Source organism: Afipia sp. MLSD5-FHT05B12, from assembly GCF_058793355.1.
The window spans coordinates 355851-368544 of record NZ_JBXAFS010000004.1; the positions used below are offsets into that span (position 1 = coordinate 355851).

Below are 12694 nucleotides of genomic sequence, written 5' to 3' on the forward strand. Positions count from 1 at the left end.
CTGTTCGAACAACATAAGGATACGTGAGATGGCGGCGGACCAGGCAGCAGCAAATGGGACGGACGCCCTGCAATCGGACGCTGTACGTGCAGCATTTCCCCGGTTCGAGCAGACGTTTCCGAAATTGTCGGAGACGGAGATCGACCGTATGCGCCGGTTTGGCGAAGTGCGTCAGTACAAGGACGGCGAACGGCTGTTCGAGACCGGCAAGGTCGGCCCCGGGATGTTTGTCATTCTTTCAGGCCATGTCGCCATCACCCAGCGCGACGGCATGGGCCACATTACTCCGGTGATCGAGCAGGGACCGGGTCAGTTTCTGGCCGAGGTCGGGCAGTTGTCCGGCCGTCATGCGCTGGTGGACGGCACCGCCGAGGGTGATGTCGAAACGCTGCTCATCCCGTCCCAGAGCCTGCGCGCGCTGCTTGTGGCCGAAGCCGATCTTGGCGAGCGCATCATGCGCGCGCTGATTCTGCGCCGCGTTGCCCTGATCCAGGCTGGCGTCGGAGGCCCGGTGCTGATCGGCTCGCCGTCGCTGGGTGGTGTCGTGCGGCTGCAGGGCTTTTTGTCACGCAACGGCGTTCCCCACCACCTGCTCGATCCCGCTCTTGATACGGACGCAGCGGATCTGATTGCGCGCTATTCGCCATCGCCCGCTGATTTGCCTCTGGTGGTCGCCCCGGACGGCACTGTGCTGCGCAATCCCAGCGAAGTCGATCTCGCCTATGCGATGGGCATGATCGGCGGGCCGATACGGGACAAGCTCTATGACGTCGCCGTCGTTGGCGGCGGCCCCGCCGGTCTTGCGACCGCGGTGTATGCGGCATCCGAAGGATTGTCGGTGGCGGTGCTCGACGCGCGGCATTTCGGCGGACAGGCCGGCGCCAGCGCCCGCATCGAGAATTATCTCGGATTCCCGACCGGCATCTCAGGTCAGGCTCTCGCGGGGCGTGCTTACAATCAGGCGCAGAAGTTCGGCGCGGACCTGATGATTCCGGTCGAGGCCAAGTCGCTGGACTGCTCGAAAAGCGGCGGCGCATTCGGGCTGACGACCGAGTGTGGTCATTTTCTGAAGGCGAAATCCATCGTCGTTGCCAGCGGTGCGCGCTACCGGCGTCCCGCCATCGAAAATCTCGACAAGTTCGAGGGACGCGGCGTCTGGTACTGGGCGTCGCCGATCGAGGGAAAGCTTTGTGCGCAGCAGGAGATCATTCTGGTCGGCGGCGGAAATTCCGCGGGGCAGGCCGCCGTGTTTCTGTCAGGTCATGCCAGCAAGGTGCGGATGATGATCCGCAGCGGCGGTCTCGCCGACAGCATGTCGCGCTACCTGATCGACCGCATCATGGCGACGCCGAACATCGAGCTGATGATCCACACCGAGATCGTCGGGCTGGAGGGCGCGGAAGGCGGGCTCGAGCGCGTATACTGGCGCAATCGCCGGACCGGCATCGAGACGGCGGGCGATATCCGCAACGTGTTTCTGTTCATTGGCGCCGATCCGGCGACAGATTGGCTGTCAGGATGCGGCGTTGAGCTCGATCGCACCGGATTCGTGGTGACCGGCTCGCAGTGTGAGGAAGGCAAGCCGGTCTCGGGGCTGGAGACATCGGTGCCGGGCGTCTTCGCCGTTGGCGATGTACGTTCGGGTTCGGTCAAGCGCATGGGCGGGGCGATCGGCGAAGGTGCGCAGGTCGTGGCCGCGCTGCATGGTTTTCTTGGCGACAAACCGGCATCGGCGCACTAGCCTGCGTGGCACCGGACCACGCGCCCGTTGAGAGGCTGCGACCATGCCCTGCAAGCACATCGCGCAGATTCAGGACGTGACGCCGAGCGCGCTCGGATGTGAGGAATGCCTGAAGACCGGCAGCGTCTGGCTGCACCTGCGGATCTGCCGGACCTGCGGCCATGTCGGCTGCTGCGACGATTCGCCGAACCGGCACGCCACGAAACATTTCCACGCCACGCAGCATCCCGTTATCGAAGGGTATGATCCGCCGGAAGGGTGGGGCTGGTGTTATGTCGACGAAGTCATGTTCGACCTGTCGAAACGCAAGACCCCGCATAACGGTCCGATCCCGCGGTATGGTTGAACCGCGCCAGCCGATGATCTGAGCTTGCCAAATATTCTTGTTGTTAGGTCTTCTTGTTATCAGGCCTCCTTGTGTTGTCAGGATCGTGCCGATCCCCAAAAGGAATTTCAGCATGCAATGTTTTCGACAAGTCACTCGGAGCGCGATCTGCGCCGGCATAGTGGCGGCATCCATCTTTCTCGCGTCGTTCGGCCATGCGGTTGCGCAGTCGGCACCGCAGAGCCGCTCGGCTGACGTGAACGGCGTGAAACTGAACTACCTGATTGCCGGCAAGGGCGATCCCATCGTGCTGTTGCATGGCTATGCCGAAACCAGCCACATGTGGCGGCCGCTGTTTCCAGGGCTCGTCAACAAGCACACCGTGATCGCGCCGGATCTGCGCGGATTCGGCAAATCCAGTGCGCCCGAGGGCGGCTACACCAAGAAGGAAATGGCGCAGGACATCCACGGGCTGGTGAAAAGCCTCGGATACACCAAGGTCAAGATCGTCGGCCACGATATCGGGCTGATGGTCGCCTATGCCTACGCGGCACAGTATCCGGCCGAGGTCGATCGCATCGTGCTGATGGATGCCTTCCTGCCCGGCGTCGGCGACTGGAAGAGCGTCTGGCTGCTGCGCGATCTCTGGCACTTCCATTTCTACGGCAAAACGCCGCTGGCGCTGGTTCAGGGCCGCGAGCGCATTTATCTCGAGCACTTCTGGAATGATTTTGCCGCCGATCCGGCCAGGTCCATTTCACAGAAGGACCGGAAAATCTATGCCAAGGCCTATGCGCAGCGGGGCCACATAAAGGCGGGAATGGAGGTCTTCCGCGCCTTCGAGAAAGACGCCGACGACTTTTCGGATTTTGCAAAGACCAAGCTGCCGATGCCGATGCTCGTTCTCTCCGGCGAGAAGGCGGGAGGTGTCTTCCTGATCGAACAGGGCAAGCTGGTCGCGACCAGTGTCGAGGGGGTGATCGTCAAGGGCTCGGGGCACTGGCTGATGGAGGAAGCGCCCGGACAGGTGATTCCGAAGCTGGTGGATTTTCTCAATCGCTGATCAGCGCGAAAATTTGTGAGCGCGCAGCGTGCGAAATGGAGCTTCTGTTGCACGGACATGCGTATGATGTAGCGTTGGATTCATTCTGAACGGGGGTGCATCATGATTTTAGGCATGTCGTCAGCGGGTTTCACGGTTTTCCATCTCATCATCAGCATGATCGCCATCGGCCTTGGCTTCGTGGTGGCGGGCGGGATGCTTGCTTCGAACAGGCTGCCCGGCTGGACGCTCTGGTTTCTGGTCCTGACCATCCTTACCAGCGCGACCGGCTTTCTGTTTCCCTTCACAAAGCTGCTGCCGTCGCACATGGTCGCGATCATCTCGCTGGTGCTGCTGGCGATCGCGGTCTATGCGGTGTACGGCAAGGGTCTCGCGGGGATCTGGCGCACGGTCTACGTCGTCACCGCGATGCTGGCGCTCTGGTTCAATGTCTTTGTCCTGATCGCGCAGTCGTTCCAGAAGGTCGCGTTGCTGAACGTCTATGCGCCGACCGGCGCCGAGCCGCCGTTTGCGATCACCCAAGGCATCGTGCTGCTCTTTTTCATCGGCTTGATCATCCTCGGCATCAAGCGTTTCAGGGCGGCGTGACACACGCCAGTGGTCCGATTCTACCAGGAGGACTGGAGCGTCGATGAAAGTCATTGTCTTCGGCGCGACCGGCATGGTGGGGCAGGGCGTTCTGCGCGAATGCCTGCGCGATCCCGATGTGACGCAGGTGCTGACCGTGGGCCGCAGCGCCACCGGTCAGCAGCATCCGAAGCTGCGCGAGATCGCGCATAAGGACTTTCTCGATTTCTCCGCCGTTGAAAACGACATCACGGGCTATGACGCCTGCTTTTTCTGTCTCGGCGTGTCTTCGATCGGAATGGACGCAGAGCGTTACCGCCATCTGACTTACGACATCACGCTGGCGGCGGCGCGGCCGCTGGCGCGGCTCAATCCCGGCATGACCTTCGTCTATGTCACGGGCGCAAGCACCGACAGCACCGGGCAGGGCCGCGTGATGTGGGCGCGGGTCAAGGGCAAGACCGAGAACGATCTGCTCAAGTTGCCGTTCAAGGCGGCCTTCATGTTCCGTCCCGGTGCGATCCAGCCGCTGCACGGCGTCCGGTCGAAAACGCCGTGGGTTCAGGCGCTCTATGTTGCGACCGGTCCGCTGCTGAGTTTCCTGCATCGGGTCGCCCCGAACTATGTCACGACCACCGAGGAGGTTGGCCGCGCCATGCTGAGTGTCGCCAAGCGCGGCTATCCGAAACCGATCCTTGAAATGGAAGACATCCACAAGGCTGGAGCCTGAGACCGACTGAAGCGCAACCCGGCAGTCCAACGATTTGTCCGGTCTGAGATTGAACATCAGCCGCAATGTGCTCCCTCTCCCGGCGGGGAGAGGTGAAAAACAGCAAGCTCCGGCGGCCTTCGTGACACAATTCGAGCGATTTTTGCGGTATTAAGCTGGAGCGCCGGGGTTCCAGGGCGTCCGGCGCGCGGTTTCCACCCCCTCCGAAACACGCTAAAAGCCATTTTAATCCGCAACAGGGCAGGTTTGGCATGGATCGCATTCGCATTGTCGGCGGCAATAAACTCAACGGCACCATTCCGATTTCCGGCGCGAAGAACGCGGCTCTGCCGCTGATGATCGCAAGCCTGCTCACCGACGAGACCCTGATTCTCGACAATGTGCCGCGCCTGGCCGACGTCGCGCAGCTTCAGCGCATTCTCGGCAATCATGGCCTCGACATCATGTCGGCGGGCAAGCGCCCGGGCGACCATGAGTATCAGGGCCAGACGCTGCATATTTCCGCTGCCAACATCATCGACACCACGGCGCCTTATGAACTGGTCTCGAAGATGCGCGCCAGCTTCTGGGTGATCGCGCCGCTGCTCGCGCGCATGAAGGAAGCCAAGGTCTCGCTGCCGGGCGGCTGCGCCATCGGCACCCGTCCGGTGGACCTGCTCATCATGGCGCTGGAGAAGCTCGGCGCGGAATTGCAGATCGACGGCGGCTACGTGATCGCGCGCGCGCCGAACGGACTTGTCGGCGCGGAGATCGATTTCCCCAAGGTCACCGTCAGCGGCACCCACGTGGCGCTGATGGCCGCGACGCTCGCCAAGGGCACGACGGTCATCACCAACGCGGCGTGCGAGCCCGAGATCGTCGATGTTGCCGACTGCCTCAACAAGATGGGTGCGAAGATTTCCGGCGCAGGCACGACGCGCATCGTGGTCGAGGGCGTCAAGAAGCTGCACGGCGCGCGTCACACCGTGCTGCCGGACCGGATCGAGACCGGCACCTATGCCATGGCGGTGGCGATGACCGGCGGCGATGTCCAGCTCGCGGGTGCCCGGCCTGAACTGCTGCAATCGGCGCTCGATGTGCTGACGGAAGCCGGCGCGACCATCACGCCGAATAACGAAGGCATCCGCGTTGCGCGCAACGGCGCGGGCATCAGCCCGGTCAAGGTCACGACCGCGCCGTTCCCGGGTTTTCCGACCGACCTTCAGGCGCAGCTCATGGCGCTAATGGCCTGCGCCAAGGGCTCGTCGCACATCACCGAAACAATTTTTGAAAACCGTTTCATGCATGTTCAGGAACTGGCGCGGTTCGGTGCGCGTATTTCCCTCGATGGCGAGACCGCGATCATCGACGGCATCTCCAAACTCAAGGGCGCGCCGGTGATGGCGACGGATTTGCGCGCCTCGGTGTCGCTGGTGATCGCGGCGCTGGCGGCGGAAGGCGAAACCACCGTCAATCGCGTCTATCATCTCGATCGCGGCTTCGAGCGGCTCGAGGAAAAACTCTCGGCCTGCGGCGCGACCATCGAACGGATCAGCGGGTAATGCAGGGCATGATCCCGAAAAGTGGAAGCCGGTTTTCGGAAAAGATCATGCCCGATTGAAACAACGGCGGGGGCCATGTCTCAGAGCAAAACGGCTCAGCAAAATACATCCCGGCGCAAGCTGGCCGCGCTGGATGAAGACGATCTCGCGGTGATTTCCGCCCATATCCAGGATGCGGCGGTGGTCGCGGGGGACATTCTCTGGCGGCAGAACGAGAAGCGTCTGGTCGTCGCCATGCGGCGGATGGACTGCGAGGACATTCTCGCCGGCGATTGCGTTCCGCGCCGCCTGATTTCCGCGCTCCGTTTTGACCGTGTGCTGTCGTGCCAGTCGCGCGAGATCGACATGACCGCCCCGGAACTCCCGCTGACCCTGCTCGGACTTGAATTCCATCCGGGCAAGAAACCGGGCGGTCAGGTGATGTTGCTGTTCGCCAGCGGAGGGGTGCTCCGGCTCGAGGTTGAGTGCCTCGAATGCGAACTGGCCGACCTCGGTCCGGACAATCTTGACGCCGATCCGGTCGACCAGGCCGCAGCCACCTAATCTGCCTGCGGCCACAGACATTTAGCAACCAATCCGGGCGGTCCCGCTCGCGGTTTCATTCCGGGAATGTTATGGGTTGACGGTGACGAGTGTGGTGGTTCGCAAGTCCGCAATATTTTCTCAGCACGTCCATTTGCGGACTTGCGAACCAAAACCACACTAGAAACTATAATTTCTAGTGTCCTTTTGAATCCGAAATTCGCTATGGAGTGTGCCGCAAAATGAGGCGAACTTCGGATTCAGGACGCTAGCATCGCGCCAATCACCACGCCTTCAATTGATCCCTGCCGGACCCTGGAATGCCGATCCGCCTCATCAGCCACAGCGCCGACTTTACTGAGCGCTTCAACGCCTTTCTCGACATGAAGCGGGAGGTTTCCGCCGATATCGATGCGTCCGCGCGTGCCATCGTCGACGATGTGGCGAAGCACGGCGATTCGGCGCTGATCGCGGCGACGAAGAAGTTCGACCGGCTGGATGTGACGGCAAGCGGATTGCGGATCACACCGGCCGAAATCGAGGCAGCGGTGAACGCCTGCGACACCGCGACGCTCGATGCCCTGAAGTTCGCGCGCGACCGGATCGAGGTTTTTCACAAGCGGCAGTTGCCGAAGGACGAGCGCTTCACCGATGCTGCGGGTGTTGAACTCGGCTGGCGCTGGAGCGCCATCGAGGCGGTCGGGCTTTATGTGCCCGGCGGCACGGCGGCGTATCCGTCATCGGTGCTGATGAACGCGGTGCCGGCGAAGGTCGCCGGTGTCGGGCGCGTGGTGATGGTGGTGCCGTCGCCGGACGGCAAGCTCAATCCGCTGGTGCTGGCGGCAGCGCAGCTCGGCGGCGTGTCGGAAATCTATCGCGTCGGCGGCGCGCAGGCCGTGGCGGCGCTGGCCTATGGCACCGCCACCATCAGGCCGGTGGCGAAGATCGTCGGCCCCGGCAACGCCTATGTCGCCGCCGCCAAGCGGTTGGTGTTCGGCAAGGTCGGCATCGACATGATAGCCGGGCCGTCGGAAGTGCTGGTGATCGCGGATCGCACTGCGAATCCCGACTGGATCGCCGCCGATCTCCTGGCGCAGGCCGAACACGACGCCAATGCGCAATCAATCCTGATTACCGATGACGAGATGCTTGCGGACGATGTCGCGCGTGCAGTCGAAGCCCAACTGACGACTCTGCCGCGCGCCGGGATCGCGCGCGCCTCGTGGAACGACTTCAGCGCGATCATTCTGGTGAAGTCGCTCGATGAATCGGTCGCGCTCGCCGACGCGATTGCCGCCGAGCATCTGGAAATCATCACCGCCGATCCCGAAGCCTTGAGCGCGCGCATCCGCAATGCCGGCGCGATTTTCTTGGGTAGCCATACGCCGGAAGCGATCGGCGATTATGTCGGCGGCTCGAATCACGTTTTGCCGACGGCGCGTTCGGCGCGGTTCTCGTCGGGCCTTGGCGTGCTCGATTTCATGAAGCGGACCTCGATCCTGAAGTGCGGGCCGGATCAGCTCCGCGCCCTTGGACCGGCGGCGATGACGCTCGGCAAGGCCGAAGGGCTGGATGCCCATGCGCGCTCGGTCGGATTGCGGCTCAACCTCACATGACCAAGTCCCCGCAAGGTGAGGATCCAAACAACCGCGTTGTCGCGGTCACGCTCGATGAGGAATCGATCGGGCGGTCTGGGCCGGACATCGAGCATGAACGCGCGATCGCGATCTACGATCTCGTGGAGCAGAACCTGTTCGCGCCGGAAGGCGGCCATACCGGGCCGTTCACGCTGCATATCGGCATCACCGGCAATCGCCTGATGTTCGACATCAAGCGCGCGGACGGCACGCCCTGCGTCGTGCATCTGTTGTCGCTGACGCCGTTCCGCAGGATCGTGAAGGACTATTTCATGATCTGCGACAGCTACTATCAGGCGATCCGCACCGCGACGCCGGACAAGATCGAAGCCATCGACATGGGCCGCAAGGGCGTCCATGACGAAGGCTCGCGGACCTTGATGGAGCGCCTTGAGGGCAAAGTGCGCATCGACTTCGAAACCTCGCGCCGGCTGTTCACGCTGATCTCGGTGCTGCACTGGAAGGGCGAGGGGGGCACATGATCCCGAAAAGTGGGAACCGGTTTTCGGATCAGATCATGTGCCAAATAAAACCCATGACCCCGAAATGTGTCATGCGCAAAATTTGCGGGCGAGCCTGACGAATGGCCGCGCGTTCTCCGCAAGCGGTTCTGTTCATGTGCGGGCAGAACAGCGTTCGCTCTCCAACAGCGGCCTGTCTGCTGCGCCATCTCGTTCCGCGCGGGCTGTATGTGCAGTCGGCGGGCGTCAGCAAGGCCGACCTCGATCCCTTCGCGGTCGCGGTGATGAAGGAGATCGGCCTCGATATTTCCAATCACAAGCCATGGACGGTCGCCGATCTGGAAGACTGGGAAGGCCTGAACTTCGATCTGATCGTGACGCTGTCGCCGGAGGCGCATCACAAGGCGCTTCAGTTGACCGCGACCTCGGCGACCGAGGTCGAATACTGGCCGACGCCCGATCCGGTCGGCGTCGAGGGCCGCCGCGAGTTGCAGCTCGATGCCTACCGGCATGTCCGGGACAGTTTGCAGAAGCGCATCCGCGAGCGTTTCGCGCCCGCGGCCATCAGGAACGAATGAAGAATGCGAGGGACGTTGGAGCGCCGCTTTCCCCGCTCCCCTTGTGGGAGAGGGTGGTTTCGAGCGCAGCGAGAAACCGGGTGAGGGGTTGCTCCACGGTGAGCCTGACCCCTCACCCGCTTCGCGGCTTTGCCGCTCAGCACCCTCTCCCACAAGGGGAGAGGGAAGTGAAGATTGCAGCCGCCGCGCTGTTGTCGGAGCCACGCCGTTCGGATAGTTTCCGCGCCCATTGACCCCTGACCGAACGATAAATCTCGCATGTTAGGCCGTCCCAAATTTGTTCTCGCCTCCGGCTCGCCGCGGCGCCTCAGCCTGCTCAATCAGGCCGGTATCGAACCCGATGCGCTGCGCCCCGCCGATGTCGACGAGACGCCGAAGCGCGGCGAGCTGCCGCGCGCCTGCGCCAATCGTCTGGCCCGCGCCAAGGCCGACGCGGCGCTCAAGTCCGTGCAGCTCGATGACGATCTTCGCGGGTCCTACATTCTTGCCGCCGACACCGTGGTCGCGGTCGGCCGCCGCATTCTGCCGAAGGCGGAACTGGTGGACGAGGCCTCGCAATGTTTGCGGCTGCTGTCGGGCCGCAATCACCGCGTCTACACCGCGATCTGCCTTGTGACTCCGAAAGAGTCGTTCCGTCAGCGGCTGGTGGAAACGCGGGTCCGGTTCAAGCGGCTCAGCGAGGACGACATCCAGGCGTATATCGGCTCCGGCGAATGGCGCGGCAAGGCCGGCGGTTACGCGGTGCAGGGCATCGCGGGTTCGTTCGTGGTGAAGATGGTCGGCTCCTACTCCAATGTGGTCGGCCTGCCGCTTTATGAATCGACCGCGCTTCTCGGCGGCGAAGGTTTTCCGATCCGTTTCGGCTGGCTGAATGCCAGTTGATGGCGCGAAATCCGCGCGCGCCGCGCGGCCCTGTCCGATCTGCGGCAAGCCGCCGGTCGAGGCGTCCAGGCCGTTCTGTTCGGAACGCTGCCGCGACGTCGACCTGAATCGCTGGCTGTCAGGGTCCTACGCCATCCCGGCGCGCGAGAGCGACGCCGAGGATGACCCGGACGAGCCGAAATAGGCCGTTTGGGCATTTTATGGCCGGGAGGAAGCCCTTGAATTCGGAAGGATTTCGAGCGGTTGCCGGGCGGCGCGCCGGTCCTCGCAAAATTCGCCCGGTGGCTGGACAGCGCCGCCGCGTCTCACTATAAACCGGCGCTCTCCCTCCAAGCTGTTTTGGCAGCGTTCGGGGCGGCGCCCAGGTAGCTCAGTTGGTAGAGCATGCGACTGAAAATCGCAGTGTCGGTGGTTCGATCCCGCCCCTGGGCACCATTTCATTATTTTCATCAGTAAAATCCGCCGCTAAATCGGCATCCTGTGTCCCACCGGGATTTTTGGTCCCCGAGCGGGTCACATCGGCCGGCGTGTGCGGCGAAAGCGTTCTCAGCCAAAATGTGCTGGCGTGCTCCGCGTGAAATGCAGTCCCGCGTCTCCGCCCGTTGGTGATTTTTTTCAATCGATGTGCATTTTTCTCTCGAGACTGAGTCCATATGCTGTTTCACGATTGATAGGCATCACAGCTATATGATGCGTTAGAGGTGCCTCAACTTACTTCTCAACCGCCAAGGAATTTTTGATGATCGCGACTCGCAATGAATCCGCATCCCTCGACCGTGCTTGTGCTGTTGGCCTGATCGAAGCTGTTCAGAAATATTTCGACATCATATACGATTGCGATACTTCGCACTTTGATCAGGTTTTCCGATCGACCGTCCAGCTACATGGATTTCGCGAGGGGCAGATGGTTGCGTGGCCCGCTCAAGAATACCGGGACATCCTCGACAAGCGTCAATCGCCGAAATCACTGAATGCAGTGCGGGCGGATGAGATCCTTTTGATTGATTTTGCGTCCACGACCCAGGCTTTCACGAAGGTGCGGGTCAGGGTCAACACGATGGTGTTCGTGGATTACCTGACGTGGCATCGAATCGATGGCAAGTGGCTGATCACGTCGAAAGGTTTCCACGTCGAATCCAGTACAGGGGAAATCTGATAACACGGTGCCGGCAGGTGACAGCCATTGTCACCGCCGCGCCAATACAAGTCCGGCCCAGAGGCGCGTTGTGTTTCCTCAAGCAACACCGGAGCGCGGCGATGGTAGCATCACCGCGCTCCGGCGCCGGACTACGACATGCTCAGCTCATGCCGGCCAACCACCATCCAATGCACCTCATCGGGACCATCGGCGAAGCGCAGGTGCCGGACGTCGGCGTATATGTCGGCGAGCGGCGTCTACGTCGCCCGTTGACGGCGAGAGATCAGGTGATCCAGTGAAAGGCATCCGGCGCCGCGAGCAACTAAAATCAGCAGGCACGCCGCCCATGTACCATGCGTTGGCCAGGCGTCGGGGTAAACAAAAACCTGGATCACGAGCGTCATGCCGAGTAAAGCCAGTGCCGACAGTCGCGTCGCGAGGCCGATGACCAGCAGAATCGAAAAAAGGTGTTCGCTGATCGCGGCGAGATGAGTCGCAAGTGCTGGATCAATCAGCGGCAGTCGATATTCACTGCGAAACAGTTCGATCGCGCTTTCGGTGACGCGAAACCCTTCGACTTTTGTCGCCCCTGACCGCCAGAAAACGCCGGCAATTGACAGTCGCGCAATCAGCGCGATGAGCCAGTTGGGAATCTGATCCAGCAATCCGACGAACTTTTCCACTAAATCAGAAGAGCGGGCACAGAGAGCTCGACCATTAAGTGCTCTGGTCATTCGGAGTCCCTTCCATCGTGCGCTGAACGTCGATGATCGCGCCGCAGCCGATCAGCATTGCGAGACTGGCAGTCAAGTCGAAGCCGGCGTCATTCTTGTGAGCCGCGCTGGCTGCGGCACTGAATGAATTTCCAGCCATAAGACATTGAAGAAACGCCGCGCCGCCAGAAAACATCCTGTGAACAGTGACTTCGAGATTGACGCGCGTGATGAGCGTATCTTCGGCGAGGCCTTCATCGATCGGCGTGAGTTCCATGTCACCGCTGTTCATCGCCCAGATAGTGAAAATGGGGTGCCGTGATCTGATGATTGATACGGAGGGGTGAATCGTTAGCCGGGATTCGGCGAGCTCATCCGGGGTAAGTGCCACTATAGGTTCTATCCGCAGCGGTTCTGCGTCAGCTGCGTGATAGGCATGCCGACGCGCCAGTTCCAGTCGCGCTACGTCAGCGAGGTAGGGAAGTTCTGCTGCCGGCGGAAAGTGCGACAGGAATTCCGGGAAATCGTCGCCATAGCGCAGCATCATTGGTGAACGCGGTGGGTGGCTGATCGCATAGAGCCGCGCCGTCGCCGCGAAAAAATCTGCGCCGACGATGCGCTCCACGATCGGAAATCCCGCGCGCATAGCTTCGGCGAGGCCCGCAACGACATTGTTGCGGTAAACCGCAAAACGCTTCACGGGCACGCCAGTCCGATAGGACGTGACCGAAGCGGGGACCGGCTTGTCGGGGTCTAGCAGCGCTTCGACAAAAATGGCTTGCATATCGGCAAACAT

15 protein-coding genes and 1 tRNA gene are annotated in these 12694 nt (G+C 61.7%); 14 read left to right on the forward strand and 2 right to left on the reverse strand.

Features of this window, described 5'->3' with window-relative positions; all coding sequences use genetic code 11:
- The first annotated feature begins 28 nt into the window (after positions 1-28).
- From AC1Q6J_RS08800 to AC1Q6J_RS08865, 14 genes are all read left to right on the forward strand, one after another.
- Positions 29-1741 (forward strand): FAD-dependent oxidoreductase, encoded by a 1713-nt coding sequence (locus AC1Q6J_RS08800; RefSeq protein WP_492278923.1) that lies wholly within the window; start codon positions 29-31, stop codon positions 1739-1741.
- 43 nt (positions 1742-1784) lie between these two features.
- Positions 1785-2087, forward strand: a complete 303-nt coding sequence (locus tag AC1Q6J_RS08805) for a UBP-type zinc finger domain-containing protein (RefSeq protein ID WP_492278924.1) — start codon at positions 1785-1787, stop codon at positions 2085-2087.
- 160 nt (positions 2088-2247) lie between these two features.
- A complete protein-coding gene (locus AC1Q6J_RS08810; RefSeq protein ID WP_492278925.1) occupies positions 2248-3129 on the forward strand; it encodes an alpha/beta fold hydrolase in 882 nt (293 codons plus the stop codon).
- A gap of 102 nt (positions 3130-3231) precedes the next feature.
- Positions 3232-3717 (forward strand): hypothetical protein, encoded by a 486-nt coding sequence (locus tag AC1Q6J_RS08815; protein ID WP_492278926.1) that lies wholly within the window; start codon positions 3232-3234, stop codon positions 3715-3717.
- A gap of 43 nt (positions 3718-3760) precedes the next feature.
- Positions 3761-4426: an NAD-dependent epimerase/dehydratase family protein gene (locus AC1Q6J_RS08820; protein WP_492278927.1), complete on the forward strand. Its 666-nt coding sequence runs from the start codon at positions 3761-3763 to the stop codon at positions 4424-4426.
- 251 nt (positions 4427-4677) lie between these two features.
- Positions 4678-5967: a UDP-N-acetylglucosamine 1-carboxyvinyltransferase gene (murA, locus tag AC1Q6J_RS08825; protein WP_492278928.1), complete on the forward strand. Its 1290-nt coding sequence runs from the start codon at positions 4678-4680 to the stop codon at positions 5965-5967.
- A gap of 75 nt (positions 5968-6042) precedes the next feature.
- Complete coding sequence (locus AC1Q6J_RS08830) at positions 6043-6510, forward strand: DUF2948 family protein (RefSeq protein WP_492278929.1); 468 nt, start codon at positions 6043-6045, stop codon at positions 6508-6510.
- 299 nt (positions 6511-6809) lie between these two features.
- Positions 6810-8105, forward strand: a complete 1296-nt coding sequence (gene hisD, locus AC1Q6J_RS08835; protein WP_492278930.1) for a histidinol dehydrogenase — start codon at positions 6810-6812, stop codon at positions 8103-8105.
- Positions 8102-8608: a UPF0262 family protein gene (locus AC1Q6J_RS08840; RefSeq protein WP_492278931.1), complete on the forward strand. Its 507-nt coding sequence runs from the start codon at positions 8102-8104 to the stop codon at positions 8606-8608. The genes hisD and AC1Q6J_RS08840 overlap by 4 nt, the downstream gene beginning before the upstream one ends.
- 101 nt (positions 8609-8709) lie before the next feature.
- A complete protein-coding gene (locus AC1Q6J_RS08845) occupies positions 8710-9165 on the forward strand; it encodes an arsenate-mycothiol transferase ArsC (protein WP_492278932.1) in 456 nt (151 codons plus the stop codon).
- A gap of 258 nt (positions 9166-9423) precedes the next feature.
- The gene (locus AC1Q6J_RS08850) at positions 9424-10047 is read left to right on the forward strand and encodes a Maf-like protein (protein WP_492278933.1); all 624 of its coding nucleotides are present in this window, start codon (positions 9424-9426) and stop codon (positions 10045-10047) included.
- Positions 10037-10231, forward strand: coding sequence for a DNA gyrase inhibitor YacG (gene yacG, locus AC1Q6J_RS08855; RefSeq protein WP_492278934.1), 195 nt, complete (start codon positions 10037-10039; stop codon positions 10229-10231). Before AC1Q6J_RS08850 ends, yacG begins: the two co-directional genes overlap by 11 nt.
- 175 nt (positions 10232-10406) lie before the next feature.
- Positions 10407-10482, forward strand: a tRNA-Phe gene (locus AC1Q6J_RS08860).
- A 304-nt stretch (positions 10483-10786) separates the two neighbouring features.
- On the forward strand, positions 10787-11203 hold the full coding sequence (locus AC1Q6J_RS08865) for a nuclear transport factor 2 family protein (RefSeq protein WP_492278935.1): 417 nt from the start codon (positions 10787-10789) through the stop codon (positions 11201-11203).
- 239 nt (positions 11204-11442) lie between these two features.
- On the opposite strand, the gene AC1Q6J_RS08870 is transcribed toward AC1Q6J_RS08865, so the two are convergent.
- Together AC1Q6J_RS08870 and AC1Q6J_RS08875 are read right to left on the reverse strand one after the other, a co-directional pair.
- The gene (locus AC1Q6J_RS08870) at positions 11443-11919 is read right to left on the reverse strand and encodes a DoxX family protein (protein ID WP_492278936.1); all 477 of its coding nucleotides are present in this window, start codon (positions 11917-11919) and stop codon (positions 11443-11445) included.
- Complete coding sequence (locus tag AC1Q6J_RS08875; protein ID WP_492278937.1) at positions 11903-12694, reverse strand: HvfC/BufC N-terminal domain-containing protein; 792 nt, start codon at positions 12692-12694, stop codon at positions 11903-11905. The genes AC1Q6J_RS08870 and AC1Q6J_RS08875 overlap by 17 nt, the downstream gene beginning before the upstream one ends.

Excerpts from the sequence above, each read along its gene's own strand:
- murA (WP_492278928.1), top strand. The coding sequence starts at position 4,678 with ATGGATCGCATTCGCATTGTCGGCGGCAATAAACTCAACGGCACCATT.
- AC1Q6J_RS08815 (WP_492278926.1), top strand. The coding sequence starts at position 3,232 with ATGATTTTAGGCATGTCGTCAGCGGGTTTCACGGTTTTCCATCTCATC.
- AC1Q6J_RS08820 (WP_492278927.1), top strand. The coding sequence starts at position 3,761 with ATGAAAGTCATTGTCTTCGGCGCGACCGGCATGGTGGGGCAGGGCGTT.
- AC1Q6J_RS08840 (WP_492278931.1), top strand. The coding sequence starts at position 8,102 with ATGACCAAGTCCCCGCAAGGTGAGGATCCAAACAACCGCGTTGTCGCG.
- AC1Q6J_RS08875 (WP_492278937.1), bottom strand. The coding sequence starts at position 12,694 with ATGTTTGCCGATATGCAAGCCATTTTTGTCGAAGCGCTGCTAGACCCC.
- AC1Q6J_RS08800 (WP_492278923.1), top strand. The coding sequence starts at position 29 with ATGGCGGCGGACCAGGCAGCAGCAAATGGGACGGACGCCCTGCAATCG.
- hisD (WP_492278930.1), top strand. The coding sequence starts at position 6,810 with ATGCCGATCCGCCTCATCAGCCACAGCGCCGACTTTACTGAGCGCTTC.
- AC1Q6J_RS08865 (WP_492278935.1), top strand. The coding sequence starts at position 10,787 with ATGATCGCGACTCGCAATGAATCCGCATCCCTCGACCGTGCTTGTGCT.
- AC1Q6J_RS08850 (WP_492278933.1), top strand. The coding sequence starts at position 9,424 with ATGTTAGGCCGTCCCAAATTTGTTCTCGCCTCCGGCTCGCCGCGGCGC.
- AC1Q6J_RS08805 (WP_492278924.1), top strand. The coding sequence starts at position 1,785 with ATGCCCTGCAAGCACATCGCGCAGATTCAGGACGTGACGCCGAGCGCG.
- AC1Q6J_RS08830 (WP_492278929.1), top strand. The coding sequence starts at position 6,043 with ATGTCTCAGAGCAAAACGGCTCAGCAAAATACATCCCGGCGCAAGCTG.
- yacG (WP_492278934.1), top strand. The coding sequence starts at position 10,037 with ATGCCAGTTGATGGCGCGAAATCCGCGCGCGCCGCGCGGCCCTGTCCG.
- AC1Q6J_RS08845 (WP_492278932.1), top strand. The coding sequence starts at position 8,710 with ATGGCCGCGCGTTCTCCGCAAGCGGTTCTGTTCATGTGCGGGCAGAAC.
- AC1Q6J_RS08870 (WP_492278936.1), bottom strand. The coding sequence starts at position 11,919 with ATGACCAGAGCACTTAATGGTCGAGCTCTCTGTGCCCGCTCTTCTGAT.